The sequence below is a fragment of the Streptomyces sp. NPDC023527 genome (assembly GCF_055560115.1).
On the sequence record NZ_JBVHJJ010000016.1, the window covers coordinates 95061 to 119972 of the forward strand.

A 24912-nucleotide genomic window follows, 5' to 3' on the forward strand; every position below is an offset into this window, starting at 1 on the left:
TCCGTACGCTGATCACCCACCCGTGAACGAGGCGAGAGGAGGCGCGATGCACCGGCCGCCGCCCGTCCCGGCCGACGGGCCGGACCCCGTCCCCCTGGAGCTCGTGGTGCTCGTCGGGCTGCAGGCGTCGGGGAAGTCGACCTTCTGCGCCCGTACCTTCTCCGGCACGCACGCCCTGGTCAGCAAGGATCTCTTCCGCGGGGCCCGGCACCGGCAGCGGCGGCAGATGCGGCTGGTCGGGGAGGCACTGGCCGAGGGGGTGCCGGTGGTGGTGGACAACACCAACCCGTCGCCCCTGGAGTGGGCGCCGCTCATCGCGGCGGGCCGTCGGTACGGGGCGCGGGTCGTGGCGTACTGGTTTCCGCCGGATGTCGCGGGTGCCTTGGAGCGGAACGCGGCGCGGGAGGGCCGCGAGCGGGTGCCGGACGTCGGTATGTACGCCACCCTCAAGCGGCTCCGCCGGCCGCGGCGGACGGACGGCTTCGACGCCGTGCACGAGGTGACGTTCGACGGGCGGGGCGATTTCCTGGTGCGCGTCACGGACGACGATCACGATTCCGCGAGAGCCGCCGAACCTCCACGCTCCGGGCACTGAGTCACCCGTGAGGCGCTGGGCCAGGCGGTCTCCGAGGCCCGGCCCGGCGACGGCCACGACGACATGGCCGTCCTCGCGCTGCGCGCCCCCACCCGTGGCCGACCACCGCGGACACGGGCGCGCCGGTGGCACCGGTGGCGCACCCCCGTACCGCCACCGGCCCCGACGCCCCCGCGCCCGGAGCGGTTCGCCCCGCCGGCCGGGGCCGGTGGGACGAACGCGCCCGCGGCGGCCGTCAGCGGGGAGGCGCCGGTCGCGCCACTAGACCTTGTGGTAGGCCCGGGCCTCGATGGTGTGGGCCTTGCCCTGAAGGTAGATGCGCATGTAGTGCTTCTGGCCGGGCTTGGCGTTGAACGCGTCCACGTTCATCCAGTCCCCGGTGCAGACGCCCCAGCCGCCCTTCTTGATGACCTTCTTGTCGCTGCTGCGCACGATGTCGATCTTGAGCCGGGTGCCGTCGCCGCCGTTCCAGCAGCGGGCGTGGGCCCCCAGCGCGTTGCTGCGCGGCGTGAAGTCGGGTGTCGCCCAGTACTTGGTGGGTGAGTGCTTGACCGGGCCCCAGATCCGCTTCCAGCTCGCCTGCACGGCGGGCGAGTCGGCGGTGGAGCCCACCGCCGTCGCGGTCGCGGGCTTCGCCGCCGTCTGCGCCTGCGCGGCGGGAGCGGCCAGGGTCAGGCCGGTGCCGAGTGCCACCGCGGCCGTCGCGACGGCGAGGCTCTTGCGTGGGTTCATGAGCTTTCCTCCGTTGGACGTGCTCTTGTGTTGCCTTCCGGGTGTTTCTCCCGGCGCACTCCATTGAAGGACCGACCACGGCCCCGCACCTCAGGGCAGGCCCTGAAATCGGCGTACCGCGCGGGTGGTTCAGCGCTGGAGGTGGGTCAGCACGGCGAGCACCCGCCGGTGGTCCGTGAGGCTCGGCTCCAGGCCGAGCTTGGCGAAGATGTTGCGGACGTGGGTCTCGACGGTCTTGCCACCGACGAACAGCCGCTCGGCTATGGCCTCGTTGGAACGCCCCTCGGCCATCAGCTCCAGCACGTCCCGCTCCCGGGGCGTGAGTTCGTCCAGCGAGCTCGTCGCCCGGCGGCGGTGGAGCAGCCGGGCGACGACCTCCCGGTCGATGACCGACTCCCCCGCGCCGACGCGTTTGACGGCCGCGGTGAGCTCCTCGACGTCCGCGATCCGGTCCTTGAGCAGATAGCCGAAGCCCCTCGGGTCCCTCGACATCACCTGGACGGCGCTGCCGGCCTCGACGTACTGGGACAGCAGCAGCACCCCCACGTCGGGGAAGCGCTCGCGGATGCCGCAGGCCGCGCGTACCCCTTCGTCGGTGAACGTCGGGGGCAGCCGGATGTCGATCAGGGCCACGTCGGGGCGTTGTTCCGCCACGAGCTCGATCAACCGGCCGGCGTCGCCGCTCTGGCCGGCGACGGTGACGCCGGCCTCGGCCAGGAGCCGTACCAGCCCTTCGCGCAGGAGCACGGAGTCCTCGGTCACGGTCACTCGCACGGCAGCTCCACCCGGACCCGCGTCCCACCGGCCGGCGGGCTCGTCACCCGCAGGACGCCGCCGAGCGCGGTCAGGCGGTCGGCCAGCCCGCGCAGCCCGGTTCCCCGGCCGGGGTCCGCTCCGCCGATCCCGTCGTCGGTCACCTCCACGGTCAGCCGGCCGCCGGTGTGCCGGGCGGTGACGGTCACGGCCCGGGCGCGGGCGTGCTTGGTGGCGTTCGACAGGGCCTCGCAGACGGCGAAGTAGGCGGTCGATTCGATCAGCGGCGGGCAGCGGCGCGGTTCCACCGACACGACGACCGGGAGGTGGGCCTGTTCGGCGAGCGCGGTGACCGCCGGGCCGAGGCCCTCGCGGGTCAGGACGGCGGGGTGGATGCCGCGGGCGATGCCGCGCAGGTCGGACAGCGCCATGCGCAGGGTGCGGTCGGTCTCCGCGACCGTCTGGCGCAGCTTGACGTCCGTGCTGTCCGCGAGGCGGGCGTCGAGCCGCTGGAGGGCCATCAGGGCGAAGACCAGCCGGGTCTGCGCGCCGTCGTGCAGGTCGCGTTCGAGCCGCTGCCGTTCGCGGTCGGCGGCCTGGAGGATGCGGGAGTTGACCGCCCGGGTCTCCCGGCCGCGGCGGTCGGCCTCCGAGCGCAGCCGGGTGTTCTCCAGGCACAGCCGTACGGAGGCGCTCACCGCCGCCAGCAGCTCCCGGTCGTCGTCGAGGGCCGCGTCGTGCACGAGCAGCGCCGACGGGCCGTCGCGACTGTCCACCGGGGTGGCGCTGCGGCCCGAGCCGGGGCGGGGGCGGCGCAGCGGGCGGCCGTCCGGGTCGAGGTGTGCGTGGGCCTCGTCCGCCCACAGGCCGAGGCGCAGCGAGGGGTCGCCGAGCCGGCGGGCGAGGACGTCCTGGAGGCGGCGGGGCGTGGGGTCGGCGCCGATCTCGATCACCACGTTGCCGACGGCCGCGCGGCGCAGTCGCATCCGCAGCAGGCCGATGAGGAAGGCGACGGGGACGGCGGTCTCGCTCAGGTCGGACAGCAGCGCGAGGGTCGCCTCGCCGGGGCCGAGGAGGCCGGGGGACAGGACGTAGAGGATCTCCCAGCCGACGAAGGCCGCGGCGATGAGGACGGAGATCCAGGCCGGCAGGAGCGCCCGGCGACGCGCCGGGCCGCTCGCCCGCCAGCCGCGCACCATGGCGCCGACGACCACGACGGTCAGTGCCGCGCCCGCCCACCGGTAGACGAGGTCGATGGCGTCGAAGAGGCCCTGGTCGGCGTGGGCCAGGAGGGCGTTGGGCCCACAGCCGTCGCAGGTGAGGTAGGTGGCGGAGCCGTCGGCGGCGGGGTCGTAGGTGAGGACGCGCAGCAGTCCGCCCAGGGCCACGAGCACATAGCCGGCGGTCACGACGCGCCGGGCGAGGGGCGTGGTGAGGCGGCCGTCGGGGAAGGCCAGGAGGAGGTGCCCGAGCACGGCGAGGTTCAGCGCCTCCCACCAGGCGCCGAGGGCGAACAGCAGGGGCACCGTGGTGCCTTGGAGATTGCCGAGGAACCACGTCACGCCCTCGGCCACCATCAGCGGTCCGGTGCGGTTGGCCGGGCGGCGCCACCAGGCGATGAGGCCGGCGCCGGCGAAGGCCCAGCCGACGGCCAGGTCGCGGAGGATGTCCGCGGGCGACGCGCCGGCGTGGCCGTAGGCCCACCCGCCCCCGGCCCCGGCCGCGATCGCCACCGCACCCCCGAGCACCGGCCGGAGCCCGCCGCCGTCCCGCGCGACGCGCCCACGCCGGGCACCGGGGCCGGTCCTGCCTCCAACCCCTCCCACGGACACCACCATATGGCAGCCCTTCGCGCGGGCGGCATGGGCCGCGCCGTTCAACAGCGCGTTCTGGAAGCGCAGTTGTCCCGCGCGGTCACCGGTGTCGCGTACGCGTCCGCGCTCAGGCCGCCTCGACGACCGCCGCCTCGCGCTCGCGCCTTCGTACGGCGTGTTCGTCGGTCCGCCGGTCGTAGGACATCGGCTTCGGCGGCGGGCGCACCGCCATAGAGGCCGCAGACGATCAGCGGTACGAGCTCGACCGCGCCGATGGCGCCGACCGCGGTATCCTCCACGTCGAATGGAGCTCACCCGCCTCGCCGCCGGGGCACCTTCGACACCGACTGAGCCGCGGGCCCGTGGCGGGGTGCCCTCGCCACGGGCGTGTCACCGATGGGCGTATCGGGCGAGCGCCCGCGGGGGCCCGCTGCCAGGATCCGGAATATGCGACTCATACGTTCCGGGTCCGGATCGCGTCGCGGCGCACGCCGCACCGCCGGGTGGCTGCTGACCGTACTCCTCGTCCTCATGAGCGGCGCCGCCTGCTCCGACTGGGACGCGCTCCAGCCCGCGTCCGAGGACGGCCAGGCCCCGGCCGGAACGGCACAGACCCGCCAGGCGCGGACGGCCGCCGCGAAGAAGTGGGGCCTGGAGCGGGTCCCCCTGGTGGCGCCTCCACCGCCCAAGGCCAAACCGGAGCTGACCACGCCGGAGTGGGCCGATCAGGGCCCTGGGCTGATTCCCGCGTTCACCCATGTGCCGACCACCGAGAAGATCGTCTTCCTGACCGTCGACGACGGCGCCGCGAAGGACCCCGAGTTCCTGAGGATGGTGCGCGACCTCAAGGTGCCGCTCTCCGCGTTCCTCACCCACGAGTCGGTGAGCGAGGACTACGGCTACTTCCGCGAGCTGCACTCGCTCGGCGTCTCGATCCAGAACCACACCCTGCACCACCCGCAGATGATCACGATCGACGCGGACGAGCAGTACGAGGAGATCTGCGGTCAGCAGGACAAGCTGGAGAAGGAGATCGGCGTCCGCCCGTACCTCTTCCGGCCGCCCTTCGGTGACTTCGACGCCGACACCCTGACCGTCGCCGAGGAGTGCGGGGCCCGCGCCGCGCCCCTGTGGATGGAGGAGGCGTTCGCGGACCGGATCGAATTCGGCCACGACGACCAGCGGTTCCACCCCGGCGACATCATCCTCACCCACTTCAACGGCCCCAAGGCGTGGGGCGGAACCATGACCGACATGCTGCGGCTGGTCCTGCGCGAGGTCACGGAGCAGGGCTACGCGCTGGCCCGGCTGGAGGACTACGTCTGATCCGACCCGGCGGCTCGGACGTCTCCGTACGCCTCGCCGCCGAGCTCGAAGCCGGCCGTGCCGGCCGTGGTGTCCGCGAGCCAGGCCCGGAAGCCCTCGATGTCGGCCTCGGGCAGCCCGACCTCGATGCGCACGTCGGCGCCGTAGTCCACCTCGCGCACCGCCCGTCCCGTGGCCCGCAGGTCGTTCTCCAGCTTGCCGGCCCGCTGGTGGTCGACGGTGACCGTGGCCAGCCGGAACCGCTGCCGGGTCACGGTGCCGAGGGTGTCGAGGGCCTCGCCGACGGCGCCTCCGTAGGCGCGGATGAGCCCGCCCGCACCGAGCTTGACGCCGCCGAAATAGCGGGTGACGACGGCGACGACGTACCGGACCTCACGGCGTACGAGCATCTGGAGCATGGGGACGCCGGCGGTGCCGCCGGGTTCACCGTCGTCGCTCGCCTTCTGCACGGACCCGTCGGCGCCCAGGACGTAGGCGAAGCAGTGGTGGCGGGCGGTCGGGTGCTCCTTGCGGACGCGCGCGATGAACGCCTGCGCCTCCTCCTCGGTCGCGGCGGGCGCGAGCGCGCAGAGGAAGCGCGACTTGTTGATCTCGATCTCGTGCACGCCCTCGCGCGCCACCGTCCGGTAATGGTCCTGCATCCGGCCACCCTATGCGCAGCCCGGGAATGCTCCCTGCCGGCCGGTCGTTGAGCGGGCATGTATGCAGAGGCGGGGATCATCCGGAAGATCATCGAGCGGACCGGCGACACCTGGGCGGTGGTCGGGCTGTCGAACAACGAGCGGCGAGCGGCGTTCGGCGTCGCCGAGGTGCTCCGGCGCCACGGCAAGCGCGTCGTGCCCGTCCACCCCAAGGCCGAGACGGTCCACGGCGAGAAGGGGTACGCCACTCTGGGCGAAATCCCCTTTCCGGTCGACGTGGTGGACGTGTTCGTCAACAGCGACCTCGCCGGCGCCGTCGCCGACGAGGCCGTCGCGATCGGCGCGAAGGCGGTCTGGTTCCAGCTGGACGTCGTCGACGAGGAGGCGTACGAGCGGACGCGCGCGGCCGGCCTGGACATGGTGATGGACCGCTGCCCGGCGATCGAGCTGAGGTCCCTGGGCTAGCCCCCCCCGGGGGGGATCAGCCCACCGACGGGATGGACACCGCCATCGTCATTTCCACCGCCTCGGTGCCGCTGTTGCGGTAGGTGTGCGCGAGACCGCCGTCGAAGGTCGCCGAGGTGCCGGCGACCACGGTGAGCTCCTCGCCGTCCACGACGAGCGTGAGCTCGCCGGCCGTGACCCTCAGCATCTCGACCGTGCCGGGCGGGTGCGGGTCGGAGTCCTTGCTGTCGCCGGGGACCAGGAGCCAGTCCCACAGTTCCAGCGGCCCGCGCCCCTGGGCGCCCACGAGCAGGGTGGTGTGGCTGCCGGCCTCCGTGGCCCACATCCGCACCGCCCGCTCCTCCGGCACGAGCCGGACCCGGGCGCCCTGCTCCTGGTCGAGCAGCGTGGTGATGCTGACGCCGAGCGCGTCGGCGAGCTTCACGGTCGTCCCGACACTGGGGTTCGTACGGGCCTGCTCAATCTGAATGATCATGCCGCGGCTGACTCCGGAACGAGCCGCCAGGGCATCGAGCGTGAAGTTGCGTTCGCCGCGCCACCGCTTGAGGTTGCGGGCGAGCGACTGGGTGAGCTGGTCGAAGTCCGTCACTGCTTCCGTCCAATATTTTAGCGACACAGTTCAATAGACTGCACTACAGTGCGCTGTACCACCCTGTTGAGCACACTGTACTGCGAGGTCTCCCCCATGACAGCGGTCTTCGCCCTGACCACCAGCCTCCTGTGGGGGCTCGCCGACTTCGGCGGCGGGCTGCTGACCCGGCGCATACCCGCCCTGACCGTGGTCGTCGTCTCCCAGCTGCTCGCCGTCGCGGTGCTCGGCGTCGTCGTCGTGGCCACCGGCGGCTGGAGCGAGGCCGGGCCCCGGCTGTGGTTCGCGGTGGCCGCGGGCGTGGTCGGCCCGGCCGCGATGCTCGCCTTCTACAAGGCCCTGGCCCTCGGCCCGATGGGCGTCGTGGCACCCATCGGCGCGCTCGGCGGCGTCGCCGTGCCGCTCGGCGTCGGTCTCGCCGTCGGGGAACGGCCCGGCCTCACACAATTCGCGGGCATCGCCGTCGCCGTCGCCGGGGTCGTCCTCGCCAGCGGCCCGGCGAGCGGCGGCGCGCCCGTCCAGCGCCGGACACTGGTGTACACCCTGGGCGCGGCATTCGGCTTCGGCACCGTGATGGCGCTCATCGCGGAGGCATCGACCACGCTGACCGGCCTGTTCCTGGCCCTGTTCATACAGCGCGTGTGCAACGTCCTGGTCGGCGGCACCGCACTGCTGGTATCCGTACGGCGCGGGGCACCAGCGCTGCCGGCCGAGGGGCGCCGCGCGATCACGGCGGCGCTGCCCGCCCTCGCCTTCGTCGGCCTCGCCGACGTCGCCGCCAACGGCACGTACAACCTCGCCGCCCACAGCGGCCCGGTCACCGTCGCGGCCGTGCTCGCCTCGCTCTACCCCGTGGTCACCGCACTCGCCGCACGCGGCGTACTCAGCGAACGACTGCGCACCGTACAGGCCGCGGGAGCGGGACTGGCACTGGTCGGCACGGTCCTGCTCGCGGCGGGGTGACCCCGCCCGCCACGGCGGGTCAGGCGCCCGGCTCCGCCGGCAGGTCGGCGACCGCGAGCAGCTGCTCGTGCGTGACGCCGTCGGGCACCGGCATCGGCGCCGGGGTGCGCAGCGGCGGCACCCAGCCGGTCGCGGCCTCCCAGCGCCGTACGATCTTGGCGGGGGCCCCGGCGACCACCGCGTGGTCGGGCACCTCGCCGCGTACGACCGCGCCGGCCGCGACGACGACGTTCCGCCCGAGCCGCGCGCCCGGCAGGATCACCGCACCGGTGCCCAGCCAGCTCCCGGAACCGATCGTGACGGGCGCGCTGCGCGGCCACTGCCGGCCTATGGGCTGGTCGGGGTCGTCGTAGGAGTGGTTGTCGCTGGTGACGTAGACGTACGGGCCGCAGAAGACATCGTTGCCGAAGGTCACCGGCGCGGAGGCGACCACATGGCTGCCCCGGCCGAGGACCACGCCGTTGCCCAGGCGCAGCACCGGATCCGGGCCGAGGTCGAGGTCGGGCATCATCCCGGCGGTCAGGGTGACCTGTTCGCCGATGATGCAGTGCTCGCCCAGCTCGATCCACCGCTCGCCGAACACCGTGCCCAGCGGGAAGGCGAGCCGGGTGCCGGCGCCGATCCGGCCGAAGCGGTACGGGCCGGGGCGGTCGGCGGTCACCGCGCCGGCCCGCTGGACCCACGCCCAGCCTCTGTGGACCGCGCGCGAGGCGGCACGACGCCCCCAGGCCGCGAGGGCGGCGGGGGCGTCGGATGAGAACGTGTTCCGGTTCTTCGGCACCCGTTCACGGTACTCAGGAGCGCCCGTACCGACCGGGGCGGTGCGCTGTGATCTTCGCCCCACCCCGGTCCGCCGGTCGCCCGGGCCCTCAGTCGCGCAGGGCCCGGCGGGTCTCCTCCTCCAGCAGCCCGACGTAGTCGCGGACCCAGCCCTCGACGGTGTCGCGGTCCCACAGATCGGCCGCGTACTCGACGTACCCGGTGAGCACGTCCCCGGCGGGGACGAGGCCGAAGCTGAGCTCCGTCCGGCTGGCGGCGGGCGCGAGGTCCTCGACGGACGCCGTGACACCGGGCAGGTCGATCTCCGCCTCCAGCGAGTTCTGGTAGGCGAAGCCGAGCGGCAGCGGGGCCGGCATGTCGACGCCCAGGCGCTCGCGCACGGCCGGTGCGAGATCGCGGGGCGGCACGACGTGCTCGACGCCGTCGGCCGAGGCACGAGCCACCTGATCGACGAGGGCACCGAAGGACTCGGCCGCCCCGGCCCGGACCCGCAGCACGAACGCCATGGTGGTGCAGGCCACGAGCTGCTCGAACTCCCACCGTTCACGGTTGGCGTACGGCACGCTGAGGACGGCCTCGGGCTGCCCGGCCTTCCGGGAGAGCAGCAGGCCCAGGGCGGCGGCCGTGACCGCGTACGGTGTCGTGCCGCGCCGCCTGGCCAGGGTCTCCACGGCGTCGCGCACCGGCGCCGGCACGGTGAACATCACGACCTCGCCGCGCCCGCTCAGGGCGTCCGGGCGCGGCCGGTCCAGCGGCAGGGTGTGCCGGAAGGCCGCGCCCTCCAGCTCCCGCACCCAGTGGTCCACCGTCGCCGTGGTGGAGATCCCCCGCGTCTGCTGCCGCTGCCACTGGACGTACGCGGTGGGCTGCGGAGGTGACACCGGCAAGGTGTCGGGCTCGCCCGTGGCGGCGGCGCGGTAGAGGGCGGCGATCTCCTTCAGCAGCACGCTGACGGCCCACCCGTCGCACATGGAGTGGTGCAGGACGACCAGCAGCACCCAGGTGCTCTCCCCCGTCCGCAGCAGGCGCAGAACCGGTGCGACGCCCGCGGCGAGGTCGAAGGGGGTGTTGGCGGCCTCCACGCAGATCCGCTCCGCCTCCTCCCCGCGCGCCTCCTCGGCCGGCAGGCGCACCGGGCGGGCCCGGAGCACCTCCTGGTACCACTCGCCGCCCTCCTGGACATAGCGGGTGCGGAGCGACTCGTGGCGTGCCACGAGCCGGGTCAGCGCGGTCCGCAGGGCGGTCACGTCGAGGGGGCCGGAGAGGGTGATCCGCAGGGCGACGTTGAGCACCTGGGGCAGGGCGTGCGCGTGGTGGGCGGAGACGAAGCGGATCTGCTGGGTGGTGGCCGGCGCCCGGCCCTCGACGACCTCGGCGTCGGTCTCCGTGCCGGTCCCGCCCGTATCGGTGACCGTACCCGCGTCCGTATCGGTGTCCGTGAAGGCCGCGGACAGATGCTCCGTCATGGCCCGCAGCGTCGGCTCCTGGTAGAAGCGCGCCATCGGATAGTCCGTTCCGAAGGCGTCCCGGACCCGGTTGATCAGCCGCATCGCGGTGATCGAGTGCCCGCCGAGGTCGAAGAAGGAGGCATCGGGCCCGATCTCCTCCACGCCGACGGCCAACTGCGCGGCCCACAGCTCCCGCAGCAGCTCCGCGACGACCGGCTCGGCGGCCGGTGTCCCGGCGGGGCGGGGCGCGGCGCGGCCCGGCGCACCGGTGACGAGGTCGCAGGCCGGCAGGGCGGCGCGGTCCAGCTTGCCGTTGCCCGTGAGGGGCAGCGCGGTGAGCACCGCCCACGCGCGCGGTACGAGGTACTCCGGCAGCCGGGCGGCCAGTTCGTCCGCCATGAGGTCGGCGAACGCCTGGCGGTCGGCGGCCGTCCCTCCGACCGGGTCGGCCGGTACGGCGAAGGCCGCGAGGTACGCCTCGCCCCGGCGGTCGCGCCGGCCCAGCACCACGGCCTCACGGACGCCGTCGAGGGCGTCGAGCGCGCGGGAGACCTCCGCCGGCTCGACCCGGAAGCCCCGGATCTTCACCTGTTCGTCGGCCCGGCCGCGGAACTCCAGCTTTCCCTCCTCGGTCCAGCGCACCAGGTCACCCGTGCGGTACATCCGGCCGGGACCGCCGTCGGGGTCCGGCACGAAGCGCTCGTCGGTCGCGCCGGGCCGGCCGAGATAGCCGCGGGCCACGCCGGGCCCGCCGACGTACAACTCCCCCACCGCGCCGACCGGTACCGGCGATCCCGCCGGGTCGAGCACGCGCAGGAGGACGTTGTCGACGGGCCGGCCGATCGTGATCTCCCGGCCGTCGGGGCCGGGGGTGACGGTCTCGACGGTGCACAGCACAGTGACCTCCGTGGGCCCGTACACGTTCACCGTCTCGTACGGGGCCTCCGGGCGGGGCCGGGTGCGCAGGACGTCACCGCCCATGAGCAGGTGGCGCAGCGGCGGCTGGTCGGCCGGCGGGAGTTCCAGCACCAGCTCGCCGAGGGCCGTGGGCAGGATCGAGAAGGTGACCTTCTCCGCCGCGTACCAGCGGGCCAGGGCACGCGGGTCGGTGCGTACGGCGTCGTCGGCGACGGTGAGGGAGGCGCCCGCCGTCAGGGCGGGCCAGATCTCCATGACCGAGGCGTCGAAGGACTGGCCGCACACGACGGCGCTGCGGTCGTCGGCGGTGAACCCGAACCGCCGGTGGTGCCATTGGCACAGGTCGACGACGCCGCGGTGCGGCACGGCGACACCCTTGGGGCCGCCGGTGGAGCCGGAGGTGTGGATGACGTAGCAGAGGGATTCGCCGTCCGTGGCGACCGGGCCCGGGGCGGCGGTGCCCTCCGGGGTGTCGTCGGGGGCCACGACGGCCAGGCCGGTGGGCAGGGTCAGGGCGGCCGCGGCGGAGCGGGTGGTCACCAGCGTCCGGGCGCCGCTCTCCGCGATCACCGCCTCGGCTCGCGCCCGGCCGAGGGAGGGGTCCAGGGGCAGGTAGGGGCGGCCGGACTTCAGGGCGGCGAGCATGGCCACGACGAGGTCGGCCGAGCGCGGCAGCCACAGGGCGACCGGCTCGTCGCCGGTTTCGTTCCGCTCCCGCAGGACGGCGGCCAACCGCTCGGCGCGCGCGTCCAGTTCGCCGTAGGTCAGGGAGGTGTCACCGCAGATCACGGCGGTGCGGCCGGGGACGGCCGCCACCTGCCGGGCCACCAGTTCGTGCACGGTGGTGGGCTCCGGCGGGCGCACCGGTCCGCGCTGCCACGCGGCGGGGACGGGGTCGCCGTGGGCCACGGGGGCGGCGAGCCGGGACAGCGGGGTCGTGGGCGCGTCGGCGGCCGCTTCGAGGAGCTCGCGGAACGTCGTGAAGAACCCCTCGACGGTCTCGGGGTCGAACAGGTCGGTGTTGTACTCCAGATGGCAGCGGATGCCCTCCGGCTGGTCGGTGAAGTAGACGGTCAGGTCGGTGAGCGCCTTGTCCGGGCCCGCGTCCAGCGGGGTGGCCTCGATGCCGGGCAGCTCGAAGCGGAATGGTTCGTCGCGTTGGAACTCGGCGAGCACCTGGAAGACGGGGGTCCGGTCGGTCGCCCGGCGCGGCGCGAGCGCGCGCACCACCGTCTCGAACGGCACGCCGGCGTGGTCGTACGCGTCGAGGGCGACGGTGCGCACCCGCTTCAGGAGCGTGCCGAACTCCGGGTCGCCGGAGAGGTCGACGCGCAGCGCGAGGGTGTTGACGAAGAAGCCGAGCAGGTTCTCGGCCTCGGGCGGCCGGTTCGACATCGGGGTGCCGATGACGATGTCCTCCTGGCCGGTGACCTTGTGCAGCATGGCGGCGTAGCCGGCGAGCAGCGTCATGAACAGCGTCGACCGGTGGGCGCGGCTGACGTCCCGCAGCCGTGCGGACAGGCCGGCGTCGAGGGTGTGGAAGACCGCCCGCCCGTTGGACGTCATCATGGCGGGCCGGGGCCGGTCGGTGGGCAGGGCGAGGGCGGGCGGTTCGTCGCCGAGCGCGTCGAGCCAGTACGCCAGGTCCTCGGCGGCCCGGGGCTCGTCCGGGCCGGCCGCCCGCTCGCGCGCGTAGTCGGCGTAGCTCCAGGTCAGGGCGGGGAGCTCGGCGGGGGTTCCGTCGCGCTCGGCGCGGTAGAGGGCCGACAGGTCGCGGGCCAGGACGGTGGCCGAGGCGGCGTCGACGACGATGTGGTGCAGGGAGAGGACGAGCACGTGCCGCGTGTCCGTCCGCCGCACCAGCCGGGTGACGAACAGCGGCCCGTTCTCCAGGTCGAACAGGCGGGCGCTCTCGGTGTCCAGGACCCGCTGGAGGGCGTCGTCGTCCGTCGCCCCGTCGACCAGCTCGAAGTCCACCCGGCCGGGGGCCCGTACGAGCTGGCGCGGCTCGCCGTCGATCTCCCGGAAGGCGGTGCGCAGCCCCTCGTGCCGGGCCACGAGCCCGTGCAGTGCCGCGCGCAGGGCGGGCACGTCGAGCGGTCCGTCGAGGCGGATGGCCTTGGTCTCGTTGTAGGCCGTGCGGCCCGGGAGCATGCGCTCCAGGAACCAGATGCGCTGCTGGCCGGGCGAGAGCGGGGCAGGGGCGCCGGCCGGCCTGTCGGTGGTCTCCGGCCGGGGCCGCTCGCGGTGGCGGCGGCGCAGTGCGTCGACATGGGCGAGGCCGGAACGCAGGGCGTCGGGCGCCACGCCGAAGTCGACGAGGGAGACGATCTCGTCGGCGCCCGCCGCGCTCACCGCGTCGACCACGGGGGCGACGCTGTCCACGGAGCCGATGAGCGCGCGCTGGTCGCAGTAACGGTCATAGGCGCGGCGGAACACCGCGTCCAGGTCGTCCTCGCTGAGCCCGGTCAGGTCGACCTTGTGGCCGAGGCTGTTGGCGACGCCGCCGAAGAGGGAGAGGGAGGCCCGCATGTAGCGGGAGAGCGGCTCGTACGCCTCGGCGCGCGCGGTGGCGTGGTCGGCGGCCAGGTAGGTGTGCAGCAGGACGGCGACCCGGCCGCTGTCGGGGTCCAGGCCGTGGGCGGCCCGGGTGCGGCGGTACAGCGCGATGTTGTCGCGGAGCTGCTCGACGCTCTGGGTCATCAGGTTGGTGACGATGCCCAGGTCGTGCCGGGCGGCGAGCTCGTACGAGGCCGGGTTGCCGACGACCGCCGTGTACAGCGGCGGGGCCTCCTGCACGGGCCGGGGGAAGAGCCGGAGGTCGGCCTCGCCGTCGCCGGTGGCGCGCCGCAGGGCCTCGCCGCCCCACAACCGCCGGACGTCCGCCAACTGCTCGTACATCAGCTCCCGATGGCGGCCGAACCGCTCGGGGAAGAAGGCGAAGTCGTGGGCGTGCCAGCCACTGGCGACGCCGATGCCGATCCTCCCGCCGGAGAGGTTGTCGACCATGGACCACTCCTCCGCGACCCGGATCGGGTCGTGGAGGGGGAGGACGACGGAGCCGGCGTTGAGCCGGATCCGCTCGGTCTCACGGGACAGGGCGGCGGCGAGCACGGCGGGGTTGGGGAAGAGACCGCCGAAGGAGTGGAAGTGCCGCTCGGGCATCCAGAGGGCGTGGAAGCCGTGCCGGTCGGCGAAGCGGGCGGTCTCCATGAGGAGTTCGTACTTGCCGTGGCGGGCGGCGTCGTCCTGGGGGTAGTCGCCGAAGAAGTAGATGCTGAAGTCGGTGGTACGGGGGGCGGCTTGCGCGGCCGGCACCGGGGTGGGGGCCGTCGTCGGCGCGAGGGCCGAGGTCGTGGGCTCCTGCACCGGCGGTGCCGCGCTGCTCGCCGGGTGGGCCGCCGCCGCGTTCAGGGCCATGGTCGGGATCGCGGCGGGCGCGGCGGCGGGCGCGGCGGCGGACGCGGTGGGCGCGGCTGCGGTGGGCCCTGCTGCGGTGGGCCCTGCTGCCACCCCCTTCCGGGCCACCGTCGGGCCGCCCGGGAAGAAGCCCGCCCGGCGCAGTTCGCGCAGCGAGTCCTTGACGGCGTCCGCGACGAATTCCAGGTCGCCGTCGGAGTGGGCGGTGGACAGGAAGAAGTTGCGCCACTCCCACACGTGGACGCCGCGCAGCATCAGGTGGTGGTAGAGCAGCTCCATGTCGGCGCGGTGGTCGAAGCGGAACTGCGAGCCGAAGTGGCTCATCCGCAGCGGGAACTCCTCCGCCTCGAAGAAGCCGTTGAGCGTGGCGGCCAGCTCGTCCGTGCGGGCGTTGAGCCGCTGCTGGAGCGTGGGGCTGTGCTCCTTGAGGTGGGTCAGCACGGCGCGCGCCGCGACCATCGACACCGGGTGCTGGATGTACGTACCGCCGAAGAAGGTCGTGTCGGCGGGCGGGTAGCTGTCGTCGCCGTAGCTCCAGTGGCCGCCGTCGACGCCGTCCATGATGTCGGCGCGGCCCGCGATGGCGCCGATGGGGAAGCCGCCGCCGAGGAGCTTGCCGTAGGTGGCCAGGTCGGGCGTGACGCCGTAGAGCTCCTGGGCGCCGCGCGCGGCGGGCCGGAAGCCGGTCAGCATCTCGTCGAACATCAGCACGATGCCATGGCGGCGGGTGAGCTCGCGCAGTTCGCGTACGAACTCCACCGGCTGGAGGGAGGGGTGCCGGCTCTGCACGGGCTCGACGACGACCACGGCGATCTCGTCCGCGAGCCGCTCGATGGCCTCCAGGCTCGCCCGGCTGCCGTAGTCGAGGACCAGCAGGTCGGCGACCGCGCTGTGCGGGATGCCGCTGGAGACGGGGACGGTGGTCCGGTCGCTCGCCGGGCCCGAGGAGCGGCCCAGGACGGTGTCGGCGTGGCCGTGGTACGCGCCGTTGAAGATGACCATCTTGTCGCGGCCGGTGGCGGCGCGGGCGAGCCGGATCGCGCCCGAGTTGGCCTCGGTGCCGGAATTGGCGAAGGCCACCCGCTCCATGCCGGTCATTCCGGCCAGCAACTCGGCCGCCTCGCCGGTCTCGGCGGCGCGGGGGCCGAGCTGGATGCCGCGCGAGAGGTGTTCGCGGACCGCCTCGCTCACGAACGACGGTTCGTGGCCGAAGAGCAGCACGCCGAAGCCCATGGTGATGTCGACATAGCGGTTGCCGTCGATGTCCTCCAGCCACGCGCCGCTCGCCCGGCGCCCGGCGATGGGGTAGAGCATCTCCTTGGTGGCGCTGCGGAAACCGACGACGGCGCGGCTGTCGGCCAGCACCCGGCGGTGGCGCTGGGCGAGCCGCTTGGAGCCGGGGGTCCGGGCCGTGTAGCGGCGTACGAGCTCGTCGAGGTGGTCCTGCTGGGCGCGTGGTGAGGCGTCCCGGACCATGCCGGAGGAGCGGGCGACGCTCACCCGGGGGCCGTGCGCGCGCTGCGGTTCGGCGGGTGTCGTCGCCGGGGGCCGGGGGCTCTCCGCGGCATCGGGGGCCTCTGCCCTCTCTTCCGTCTCTTCCGTCTCCGGCGTCCCGAGCTGCTGTGCGATGCGCCGCGCGAGGTCGGCCATGGCCGCCAGGTCCTGGTCGAGCGCCGCCGAGGCGGCACCGAGGCCGCTCACTTGGCCACCTTGCCGTTGCCGTTGCCGTTGCCGTTGCCGTTGCCGTTCAGTGTCACCGTCGCGGCCGCCGTCTGGAGGGCGAGCAGCTGGGAGAGCTGGGACATCATCTGCAGCTGTATCCGCGATATCTGCTGGAGCTTGTGGGCGAGATCCTCCAGCTCGCCGCGCGTGGCGTACTCGGGCGCGGCGGCCGGCGCCTCGACGGCGGGAGCGCGTACGGGCTCGGGCGCGGCGACGGGCTGCGGAGTGACTGGTTCCGGCATCACCGGATACGTCACGGCCGGCTCGGCCGCCGGTCGCTCCGGTCCGCCCATCCGGCTGACGATGAGCTCCGCGAGCTGGCGCGGCGTGCCCGTCTCCTCGAAGAGCTCCCTCATCGCCACCTTGACCCGGTGCTCCTGCTCCAGCTCGCGCAGCACGCTGATCATCTGGAGCGAGTCCGCGCCGAGGTCGAAGAAGGACGTCTCCCCCGTGATCGCACCCGGGTCATGGCCGAGATGCCGGGCGGTCAGTTCGACGATGGTGCGGACGACCCGCTCGACTGCTGCCTCGTGCTGTGCCACTACGGCTCCATTTCTCGCTGGTGTCGTGGACCTGACGGCCGTCAGCTCCGGTCCGGTCCAGTGGTGCTGGTGCTGGAACCGGTAGCCGGGCAGCGGGATCCTCCGGCCCCCGCTGCCCTCCACAAGTGCCCGCCAGGTGATCTCCGCGCCCGCGCAGTACAGCTCCGCCACCGCCGCCCACAGCGCTTCGAGCCCGGCGCCCCGGCGCAGCGTGGGGACCGACCGGAGCTCGGGCAGGGCGCGTCGGGCCAGGCCGCTGAGGGTGGTGTGCGGGCCCGCCTCGACGAGCACGGCGATGCCGTCCTGGCCGGCGAGGCCGCGCAACGCCGCCTGGAAGCGCACCGGTTCGCGTGTCTGGCGTACGCAGTAGTCGGCGTCCGGCACCCAGCCGGGCGCGCGGGTCCGGCCGTCGAGGCCGCTGACGAACGGGACGGTCACCGGCCGGAACGTCACGTCGGCGAGCAGCGCCCGCAGGGGTTCCAGGACGGGTGCCATCAGGGCGGTGTGGAAGGCGCGGTCCACGGGCAGGCGTTCGCCCCGGATACCGCGCCCGGCGAGCGTGTCCAGGAGGCGGTCGACGGCGGCGACGGGCCCGGCGAGCACCTGGGCGCGCTCGCCGTTGCTGACGGCGAGCTCCAGACCGGGTGTCCCGGCGGCGAGGGTCCGGGCGGCTTCCCGGTCGAGGGGGACGGCGGCCATCGCGCCCGGGGCGCAGAGCCGCCGCATCAGCCGGCCGCGCTCCGCGGTGACGCGCATGCCGTCCTCCAGCGACAGCGCCCCCGCCGCGTACAGGGCCGCGTACTCGCCGACGCTGTGGCCGGTGACGGCGGCCGGGACGATGCCGGCGTCGTGCCAGAGGCGGGTGAGCGCGCACTGGAGGGCGAAGAGGGCGGGCTGGGCGGTGTCGGTGGGCCAGACGGTGTCGCCGTCGGCGCGGGCGCCGGTGCCGAGCAGCCCCTCCAGGAGCGAGCCGCCGGCCAGGTCCCGGTAGTGGGCTTCGCAGGTGTCCAGGACCTCGCGGACGGCGGGGAAACGCTCGTACAGCGGCCGGGCCATGCCGGGGTACGGGGCGGCCTGCCCGGTGAACATCAGGGCGACCCCGGCCGTTTCCTCGCGCGGTGCCGTGCCGGTCGTCACCGTCGCGGGACGCGAGCCGGCGAGCCAGGCGTCGAGGGCGTCGGCGAGCGCGGCGGGGGACGTGCCCCGGGCCGCCAGCCGGTGCCTGCCGTGGGCGCGGCCGAGCGCGGCGGTGGTGACGAGATCGGCGAGGTCGGTGTCGGGGCGCTGCCGCAGCCGGTCGCGGAAGGCCGCCGCGTTGGCGGCCAGGGCGTCCTCGCCGCTGCCGGAGAGCACCAGCACGCCCGGTGGGGTGGCCCGGCCGGAGCGGGGCGCCGGTTCGGGCGCCTGCTCCAGGACGAGGTGGACGTTGGTGCCGCCGACGCCCAGGGACGTCAGGCCCGCGCGGCGTGGCGTGTCGCCCTCCGGCCAGGGGCGGGCGGTGGTCGGGATGTGGAACGGGCTGTCGTCGAGGGCGAGCAGCGGGTTGGGGCGGCTGAAGTTGGCCAGCGGCGGTACGACCCCATGCTGGAGGACCAGCAGCGTCTTGATCAGGCCGGCCAGTCCGGAGGCGACGTCGAGGTGGCCGATGTTGGGCTTCGTCGAGCCGATCGCGCAGTAGCCGACCCGGTCGGTGTCCTCGCGGAACGCGGCCGCGGCGGCGTCGAATTCGATGGGATCGCCCTTGAGCGTGCCGGTGCCGTGGGTCTCCAGATAGCCGATGCTCTCGGCGCCGACGCCCGCCCGGTCCAGCGCCTGCCGGATCGCGGCCCGCTGCCCGTCGGCGCTGGGGGCCGCGTACGCCTGCTTGCCCGCGCCGTCGTTGGTGACGCCCCAGCCCCGGATGACGCCGTGCACGGTGTCGCCGTCGGCGAGGGCGCGCTCCAGCCGCTTGAGGACGACGGCCACGACGCCCGTGCCGCCGACGGTGCCGTCGGCCGCGGCGTCGAACGCCCGCAGCCGGCCGCTCCTGGAGAGGATCGAGCCCTTCACATAGCGGTAGCCGAGCACGCGCGGCACATGGACGGCCGTGGCGCCCGCGAGGGCGACGTCGCAGTCGCCGAGGAGCAGGGACTGCGCGGCCGTCTGCACGGCGACCAGGGAACTGGAGCAGCCGGTCTGGACGCTGACGGCCGGTCCGGTCAGGTTCAGCCGGTAGGAGACGCGGGTGGCGGTGAAGTCGGTGTAGTTGCCGACCATGATCTGCATCCGGGAGAGCCAGTCGTCGGCGGGCGCTCCGGTGAGGACGTTGTTGAGCAGGTAATGCTGCATGGAGTACAGGTGGTATCCGGTGGTGGCGTAGACGCCCACCCGGGTGCCGTCGCCCTCCCCGGGGTAGCCGGCGTTCTCCAGGGCGTGCTGGGCGCACTCCAGGAACATCCGGTGCTGGGGGTCGGTGAGCTGGGCCTCGCGCGCGCTCATCCCGAAGTGCCGGGCGTCGAATCCGGCGATGTCGTCCAGCACGCCGGCGGCTCCGACGAAGTCCGGCGCGCGGTACGTCTCCTCGGGGATGCCCGCGGCGGCCAGCTCCTCGTCGGTGAAGCGGGTGACGCGGTCCCGGCCGTCGCGGATGATCCGCCAGAGGTCCTCGGGCGTGTCGGCCCCGGGCAGGCGGAAGGCCATGCCGATGACGGCGATGGCCCGGTCGGTCGTCGGGCTCACGCGCTGTGTCCTTCCGCCGTGGGGAGGTCCCGGCCCGCCGCCGGAGCCGTGTCCGCCCGTTCCCCGCCCTGCCGTGCGAGCCCGGCGCCGCGCCGGAGCAGCAGGACGAGGAGGGCCAGGCACAGGGCGATGGCGACGCCGTGGAAGACGGCCACCACCGGCAGGGGCGCGAAGTGGTCGAGCAGGGCGGCGCTGACGATCATTCCCAGGCCGAAGCCGGCGTTCTCGGCGGAGGCCGACAGCCCGAAGAGGCGGCCGCGCTGGTGGTCCGGGGCGGCCTGGAGCCGCGAGACGTACACGATCTCCGTGAAGCCGTCGGCCGCCCCGGCGATCAGCGCGGCGACGACGGCCGCGGCGGTGGGCAGGCCGCAGAAGACGAGGATGAACGCCGCCGACATCGCACAGGAGCCGAGCGCGAACGCCCGCTCCCCCGGGCCGCGTCCGCCCTTGCTCATGAAGCGGCCGCACAGCTGCTGGGCAAGGATGTTGCCCAGCGCCCAGGTCGCCCAGAACTGGCTGATGAACGTCGCCGGGTGGCCGGGGTCCAGGCCGTCGGAGTAGATGGGCAGGGCGACGTTGTGGGAGGACGAGCCCAGGCCGTCGGCGGCCCGGACGGCGATCATCACCGCCAGCAGCGGCGCCGCCCGCAGCAGCGCCCGGGTGCCCCACCGCGCGGAGCCCTCGGCCTCCTCCCCCGCCGTCCGGCCGGCCGCCCGGGTGCGGACGGGCAGCAGGAAGAGGATCGTCGCGGAGACCACGAAGGAGGCGGCGTCCAGGGCGAAGGCCGTGGTGTAGCCGAGCTGGGCCACGACCACACCGGAGGAGGCGAATCCGGCGATCATGGCCAGCGACCGTCCGGTCACCAGCAGCCCGTTGGCCCGGGCCCGGCGTTCGGTCCCGACGATCTCGGGGACGCTGCTGCGCAGCGCCACCGAGGACAGGGTCGAGCAGGCTCCGGTGATCACGGCCAAGGCGAAGAGCAGCGCGACCCGTCCGTCGGCGGGCGCGAGCAGCAGCACCAGCAGCGCCGCGGCCTGGGTGAGGTCGGCCCCGACCATCAGGCGCTTGCGGTCGTGGCGCGTGACGAGGCGGCCGCTGACGAAACCGGAGGCGACGCTGGTGATCAGGCGTACGGCCATGAAGAGACCGGCGGTGAGCGCGCTTCCCGTCACGTGGTAGATGAAGACGTTCAGCGCCACCATGTTCAGGTAGCTGCCGTACGCCGAGATCCCGTTGCCCAGGACGAGCAGGCGGAAGTGCCCCACGCGCGTTCCCCTCCAGTCGGCCTCCGGATGCCGCCGCGGTCGGCGGAGGTCGCTCCCCACACTCGCTCCGTTCGAAGCGAGCCTGGAGCCACGCAAGTTGGGGACTTGACATCCCCCTGTCCTTACGCGATAGGGGTGTTGACGGACGAGGGGCTACTTTTTGCTTGCATTTCACCGAGTTCGTGGTTAGATCCCCTTGAGTGTCACGCGCAGGAGGCGTGCGCTCACAGAGGGGCGGAGGCCATGGGCCACCCACACCTGTCGGCTCCGCCTCCCTACCTCATGGAGAAGAGATGCCCGGCCACAGCGTCCAGAGCGGGTCACCGAGCCTGTCGCCCCGTGAGCGCGAGGTGCTGGCCCATATCGGTGCCGGACTGACCTACCATCAGATCGCCAGACGCCTGGGCATCAGCGTGCACACCGTGAGCACGTACACCCGCCGCATCCGGGCCAAGCGCACGGCCCCCACGCTCGCCGACCTCGTGCGGCTGAGCATCGCCCAGGACGGCGGCTGACCGTCCACCGTGGACGCGCGAGGGGCCCGAGGCGATTCGCCTCGGGCCCCTGCGCGTCGGACAGCGCCCGCCGTCACTCGGCGGCGGCGGTCTCCGTCCGGGCCGGTGCCACGGCGGCCTCCGCCGCCTGGGCCTTCTCGGCCTTCTTGGCCTTGATCCGCATGACGACCAGCGAGCCCAGGCCGAAGAGGACGGCGGCGACCAGGCCGAGCCAGGAAAACTTCTTCAGCCACTCCTCGGCGACCTTGCCGACGCTGTAGATCACCGCGACGGTGCCGCCGGCCCAGACGATGCCGCCGAGGACGTTGGCGATCAGGAACTTCCAGTACGGCATCTTCAGCACGCCCGCCAGCGGTCCGGCGAAGATCCGCAGCAGGGCGATGAAACGGCCGACGAAGACCGCCCACATGCCCCACTTCTGGAAGGAGCGCTCGGCGGTGGCCACGTGATGGGGGCCGAAGTGCTTGGGGAACTTCCGGCCGAGCCAGTCCAGCAGCGGCTGGCCGCCCTTGCGGCCGATCAGATAGCCGATGGAGTCACCGATGATGGCGCCCGCGACCGCGCAGGCCCCCAGGACGTAGGGATTGATGTGGTCCTGTGTGGCGGCCAGCAGGGTGGCGCTCACCAGGACGATCTCGCCGGGGAGCGGGATGCCCAGGCTCTCCAGCCCGATGACCCCGCCCACCAGGAGGTAGACGGCGATCGCCGGTACGGTTTCGAGCCATTCCTCGATGTGCAACGCCGGTTCCTCCCCGGTTGACGAACTATGCCCGGCGTGCGCCGTGGAAAGGCGCGCGCACGCCGGGAAGCCTACTGGAGGTAAGGACTCCCTCAGGGGGTCGCGGGTTGCGGGCCGGGCCCTACGCGTTCGGGCGCAGGGTCCACACGACGGTCATCTCACCCGTCACGGCGCCGTCCTCGCGGGTGATCGCGATGTGCACGGGAAACTCCGGGCGCTCCCCGGCGTCCAGCTGCGCGACGACCTCGGCGGCGGGGCGGCCCAGCTCGGCGGTGGCGGTGACGGGGCCCTTGGCGAGCTTCTTGTAGCCGATCTCGGCGCTCACGGCCAGCGGCACGGCACGGGAGAGCTGGTCACCGAAGGCGGCGAGGACGATGGCGCCGCTCGCGGACTCGGCGAGCGTGAACATCGCTCCGGCGTGCGGGCCCCCGACGTGATTGTGGTAGTCGGGCTGGTCGGGGAGGCTGATGACGGCGCGCTCCGCGGTGATCTCCCCGAAGACGAGGTTGAGCGTACGGACCATGGGCACGGTGGCCGCGAGCATGTCGCCGATCGAGGGCTGGTTCTCAGACATACCGGCAAGTTACCAGCCGGTAGCAAGCGGCGGAAGGGGCGCCGGTCACCGATGTCACCCACTGCCTCTATGGTTATCGGCCATGTGGCCAGGACAGCAGCCGCCCGGGGGCGAGCAGAACCCGCAGGACCAGAACCCGTACCAGACGCCGGGGCCTCAGCCGGGGTTCCAGCAGCCGAACCCGTACCAGCAGCAGGGGTACGGACAGCCCGGCTACGGGCAGCAGCCGAACCCGTACCAGGCGGGCGGCGGGCAGCCCGGCGCGCCGACGCCTCCGCAGTGGCCGGCCTCCGGTCCGCCCGGCGCCCCGGAACCGCCGCGCGACAATCGCAGGCGCACCACGGTGATCGCGATCGGCGCCGCGATCGCGGTGGTCGCCGCCGCCGTGGTCACCGGTGTCGTGGTGCTGAAGGACGACGGCAAGCAGAACGTGGCGCACGACGACCCGAAGCCGTCGGGCTCCGCGTCGGCGCCCGCTTCCGCCGGACCCTCCGCGAGCGGTTCGGAGGCACCCGCCGACAATCCGCGCAACGGCGGGGAGATCAAGCCGGTGATCGCCGGCTGGAAGGTCGTCACCAACAACAAGCGCCACAACGCCTTCGACGTGCCGCCGGAGTGGAAGGTGTCCTCCCCCGGCATGAGCTTCCAGATCTCGGAGGACGGCGACAAATCCTTCGCGCCCAAGGGCATCAGCATGTCCGGAACGGCGTTCTTCAACGAGGACCGGTGCGAGAAGAACACCAACCCGGTCGCCGTCGGCACCAAGGGCGCCCAGGGCGCCAAGAGCGAGGCCGACGCCGCCGAGAACGAGGCGCTGAACTGGGTCTTCTACGCCTTCGACCAGAAGAAGACCGGGAAGTTCAACTACTCCAAGGGCAAGCCGTTCAAGAGCGACCACGGCCTGACGGGCACGTCCTCCTCGGCGACGGTCACCGGCATCGCGGAGAAGCGCCGGTGCGCCTCCAGCGGCAAGGCCTTCACGGTGACGTACAAGGACACCCAGGGCGATCTGGCCACGTGGTGCCTCTACAGCGCCACCGGCACCGAGGACGAGGTCCCCGACGACGTCATCAAGAAGATCATGAGCTCGCTCAGGCCGCTCAAGGACTCCTGACGGACGCCACGGCCGCCGGCGGCGGCGTCAGCCCACGCTGAACGCACCGCCCGGCGGCTCCGGCGACCCCACCGCGTCCGCGTCCGGCACGGGCTCCGCGCCGGACGCGAACCGCTCCAGCGCCTCCCCGTGCTCGACCCGCGCCGGGAAGGCGTCACCGGCGGCGCGGCGGGCGAGCGCGGTCACCGGCAGTTCGCCGTGCGAGGCGACGAGGACGGCGTTGCCGAAGCGGCGGCCGCGCAGCATCGACGGTTCCGCGATCAGGCACAGGTGCCCGAAGACGCTCGCGAAGTTGGCCACCTGCGAGCGGAGGAAGGCGAAGGGCGCGCCGTCGGCGAGGTTGGCCGCGTAGCGGCCGTCCGGGCGCAGGACGCGCGCGGCGGAGCGGGCGTATTCCACCGAGGTGAGGTGCGCGGGGACGCGCGAGCCACCGAAGACGTCCGCGACGATCAGGTCGGCGGAGGCGTCGGGCGCCGCCTCCAGCTCGGCGCGCGCGTCCGCCGCCCGTACCTCGATCCCGGACCCCTCGCGCAGCGGCAGGTGCTCGGCGACGAGGGCGAGCAGACCGCGGTCGGCCTCGACGACCCGCTGCCGGGAGCCGGGGCGGGTGGCCGCGACGTAGCGCGGCAGGGTGAGGGCACCGCCGCCCAGGTGCAGCACGTCCAGGGCGCGGTGGGGCGGCGCGGCCGCGTCGAGGACGTGGGCGATCCGCCGCGCGTACTCGAATTCGAGGTGGGTGGGGTCGTCCAGGTCCACGTACGACTGGGGCGAGCCGTCGACGGTGAGCAGCCAGGACCGCGCCCGGTCCACGTCGGGCAGCAGCTTGGCGGTGCCCGAGTCCACGTCCCGGATCACGGGTATCGGTTCTTCCACTCCCCCATTGTGCCGACCCCCGGCTCATCCGAATACCGCGTCGACCGGCCCCGTACCGACGGTCCGCCCACCCTCCCGGACCGCGAACGGCCGCCGTCGGCGCCCGCTACGACTGCTCGCCCTGGGCCCGGTGCGCCGTACCGACCGCGAACCCGTCCAACCACATCTGAGCCATGTGCCGGCTCACCATCTTGAGCTGTAGGGCGGTGAGCACCTTCTCCAGCTGCCCTTGCCGCAGCGCGAGTCTCGCCCGCCGCTCGGCAGCCACGAACAACGCCATCTGGTCGGCTCGTTCGAGTGCCCCTTCCCACCACTCATCCATAGCTGCACACTAGGTCGCCCTTCGGTCTTGAGCACCTGATTAAGCCCGCCGGTGCCTGCGGCACCGACCGGGCGCCCCCGGCGT

Annotated in this window: 19 protein-coding genes; 6 read left to right on the forward strand and 13 right to left on the reverse strand. The window is 73.5% G+C overall.

Going from position 1 to position 24912, the window contains the following annotated elements; all coding sequences use genetic code 11:
• Positions 1-46: 46 nt before the first annotated feature.
• A complete protein-coding gene (locus ACZ303_RS28120; protein ID WP_467343265.1) occupies positions 47-595 on the forward strand; it encodes an AAA family ATPase in 549 nt (182 codons plus the stop codon).
• Between the two features lie 261 nt (positions 596-856).
• Here ACZ303_RS28120 and ACZ303_RS28125 read toward each other — a convergent pair whose 3' ends face one another.
• The 3 genes from ACZ303_RS28125 to ACZ303_RS28135 form a co-directional block, all read right to left on the reverse strand.
• Positions 857-1327 (reverse strand): hypothetical protein, encoded by a 471-nt coding sequence (locus ACZ303_RS28125; RefSeq protein ID WP_467343266.1) that lies wholly within the window; start codon positions 1325-1327, stop codon positions 857-859.
• 129 nt (positions 1328-1456) lie between these two features.
• Positions 1457-2101, reverse strand: a complete 645-nt coding sequence (locus ACZ303_RS28130) for a LuxR C-terminal-related transcriptional regulator (RefSeq protein ID WP_467343267.1) — start codon at positions 2099-2101, stop codon at positions 1457-1459.
• Positions 2092-3906 (reverse strand): sensor histidine kinase, encoded by a 1815-nt coding sequence (locus tag ACZ303_RS28135; RefSeq protein ID WP_467343268.1) that lies wholly within the window; start codon positions 3904-3906, stop codon positions 2092-2094. Before ACZ303_RS28135 ends, ACZ303_RS28130 begins: the two co-directional genes overlap by 10 nt.
• Positions 3907-4341: 435 nt before the next feature.
• Between ACZ303_RS28135 and ACZ303_RS28140 the strand changes: the two genes are divergently transcribed.
• Positions 4342-5220 (forward strand): polysaccharide deacetylase family protein, encoded by an 879-nt coding sequence (locus ACZ303_RS28140; protein WP_467343269.1) that lies wholly within the window; start codon positions 4342-4344, stop codon positions 5218-5220.
• Here the strand turns inward: ACZ303_RS28140 and ACZ303_RS28145 are convergent.
• A complete protein-coding gene (locus tag ACZ303_RS28145; protein WP_467343270.1) occupies positions 5211-5861 on the reverse strand; it encodes a YigZ family protein in 651 nt (216 codons plus the stop codon). The genes ACZ303_RS28140 and ACZ303_RS28145 overlap by 10 nt on opposite strands.
• A gap of 57 nt (positions 5862-5918) precedes the next feature.
• On the opposite strand from ACZ303_RS28145, the gene ACZ303_RS28150 reads away from it, so the two are divergent.
• Entirely contained in the window at positions 5919-6326 is a 408-nt protein-coding gene (locus ACZ303_RS28150; protein ID WP_467343271.1) for a CoA-binding protein, read from the forward strand.
• Between the two features lie 16 nt (positions 6327-6342).
• Here the strand turns inward: ACZ303_RS28150 and ACZ303_RS28155 are convergent, their stop codons facing one another.
• Complete coding sequence (locus ACZ303_RS28155; RefSeq protein WP_467343272.1) at positions 6343-6915, reverse strand: helix-turn-helix domain-containing protein; 573 nt, start codon at positions 6913-6915, stop codon at positions 6343-6345.
• Between the two features lie 96 nt (positions 6916-7011).
• Between ACZ303_RS28155 and ACZ303_RS28160 the strand changes: the two genes are divergently transcribed.
• Positions 7012-7878: an EamA family transporter gene (locus ACZ303_RS28160; protein WP_467343341.1), complete on the forward strand. Its 867-nt coding sequence runs from the start codon at positions 7012-7014 to the stop codon at positions 7876-7878.
• A 19-nt stretch (positions 7879-7897) separates the two neighbouring features.
• Here the strand turns inward: ACZ303_RS28160 and ACZ303_RS28165 are convergent, their stop codons facing one another.
• From ACZ303_RS28165 to ACZ303_RS28180, 4 genes are all read right to left on the reverse strand, one after another.
• Positions 7898-8659 (reverse strand): acyltransferase, encoded by a 762-nt coding sequence (locus ACZ303_RS28165; RefSeq protein ID WP_467343273.1) that lies wholly within the window; start codon positions 8657-8659, stop codon positions 7898-7900.
• Positions 8660-8747: 88 nt separating this feature from the next.
• Positions 8748-16094: a MupA/Atu3671 family FMN-dependent luciferase-like monooxygenase gene (locus ACZ303_RS28170; RefSeq protein WP_467343342.1), complete on the reverse strand. Its 7347-nt coding sequence runs from the start codon at positions 16092-16094 to the stop codon at positions 8748-8750.
• A 47-nt stretch (positions 16095-16141) separates the two neighbouring features.
• Positions 16142-19426, reverse strand: a complete 3285-nt coding sequence (locus tag ACZ303_RS28175) for a type I polyketide synthase (protein ID WP_467343274.1) — start codon at positions 19424-19426, stop codon at positions 16142-16144.
• Entirely contained in the window at positions 19423-20691 is a 1269-nt protein-coding gene (locus ACZ303_RS28180) for an MFS transporter (RefSeq protein ID WP_467343275.1), read from the reverse strand. The genes ACZ303_RS28175 and ACZ303_RS28180 overlap by 4 nt, the downstream gene beginning before the upstream one ends.
• 293 nt (positions 20692-20984) lie before the next feature.
• Here ACZ303_RS28180 and ACZ303_RS28185 point away from each other — a divergent pair, with 293 nt between their 5' ends.
• Positions 20985-21206 carry a response regulator transcription factor gene (locus tag ACZ303_RS28185; RefSeq protein WP_467343276.1) on the forward strand — a complete coding sequence of 74 codons (222 nt, stop codon included), beginning with the start codon at positions 20985-20987 and terminating at the stop codon, positions 21204-21206.
• 73 nt (positions 21207-21279) lie between these two features.
• On the opposite strand, the gene ACZ303_RS28190 is transcribed toward ACZ303_RS28185, so the two are convergent.
• Entirely contained in the window at positions 21280-21945 is a 666-nt protein-coding gene (locus tag ACZ303_RS28190) for a DedA family protein (RefSeq protein ID WP_467343277.1), read from the reverse strand.
• Positions 21946-22066: 121 nt separating this feature from the next.
• Positions 22067-22519 (reverse strand): DUF4442 domain-containing protein, encoded by a 453-nt coding sequence (locus ACZ303_RS28195; RefSeq protein WP_467343278.1) that lies wholly within the window; start codon positions 22517-22519, stop codon positions 22067-22069.
• 82 nt (positions 22520-22601) lie between these two features.
• Between ACZ303_RS28195 and ACZ303_RS28200 the strand changes: the two genes are divergently transcribed.
• Positions 22602-23633, forward strand: a complete 1032-nt coding sequence (locus ACZ303_RS28200; protein WP_467343279.1) for a DUF8017 domain-containing protein — start codon at positions 22602-22604, stop codon at positions 23631-23633.
• Positions 23634-23660: 27 nt separating this feature from the next.
• On the opposite strand, the gene ACZ303_RS28205 is transcribed toward ACZ303_RS28200, so the two are convergent.
• A complete protein-coding gene (locus ACZ303_RS28205) occupies positions 23661-24506 on the reverse strand; it encodes a spermidine synthase (RefSeq protein WP_467343280.1) in 846 nt (281 codons plus the stop codon).
• 106 nt (positions 24507-24612) lie between these two features.
• Positions 24613-24828, reverse strand: coding sequence for a hypothetical protein (locus tag ACZ303_RS28210; protein WP_467343281.1), 216 nt, complete (start codon positions 24826-24828; stop codon positions 24613-24615).
• Positions 24829-24912: the final 84 nt, after the last annotated feature.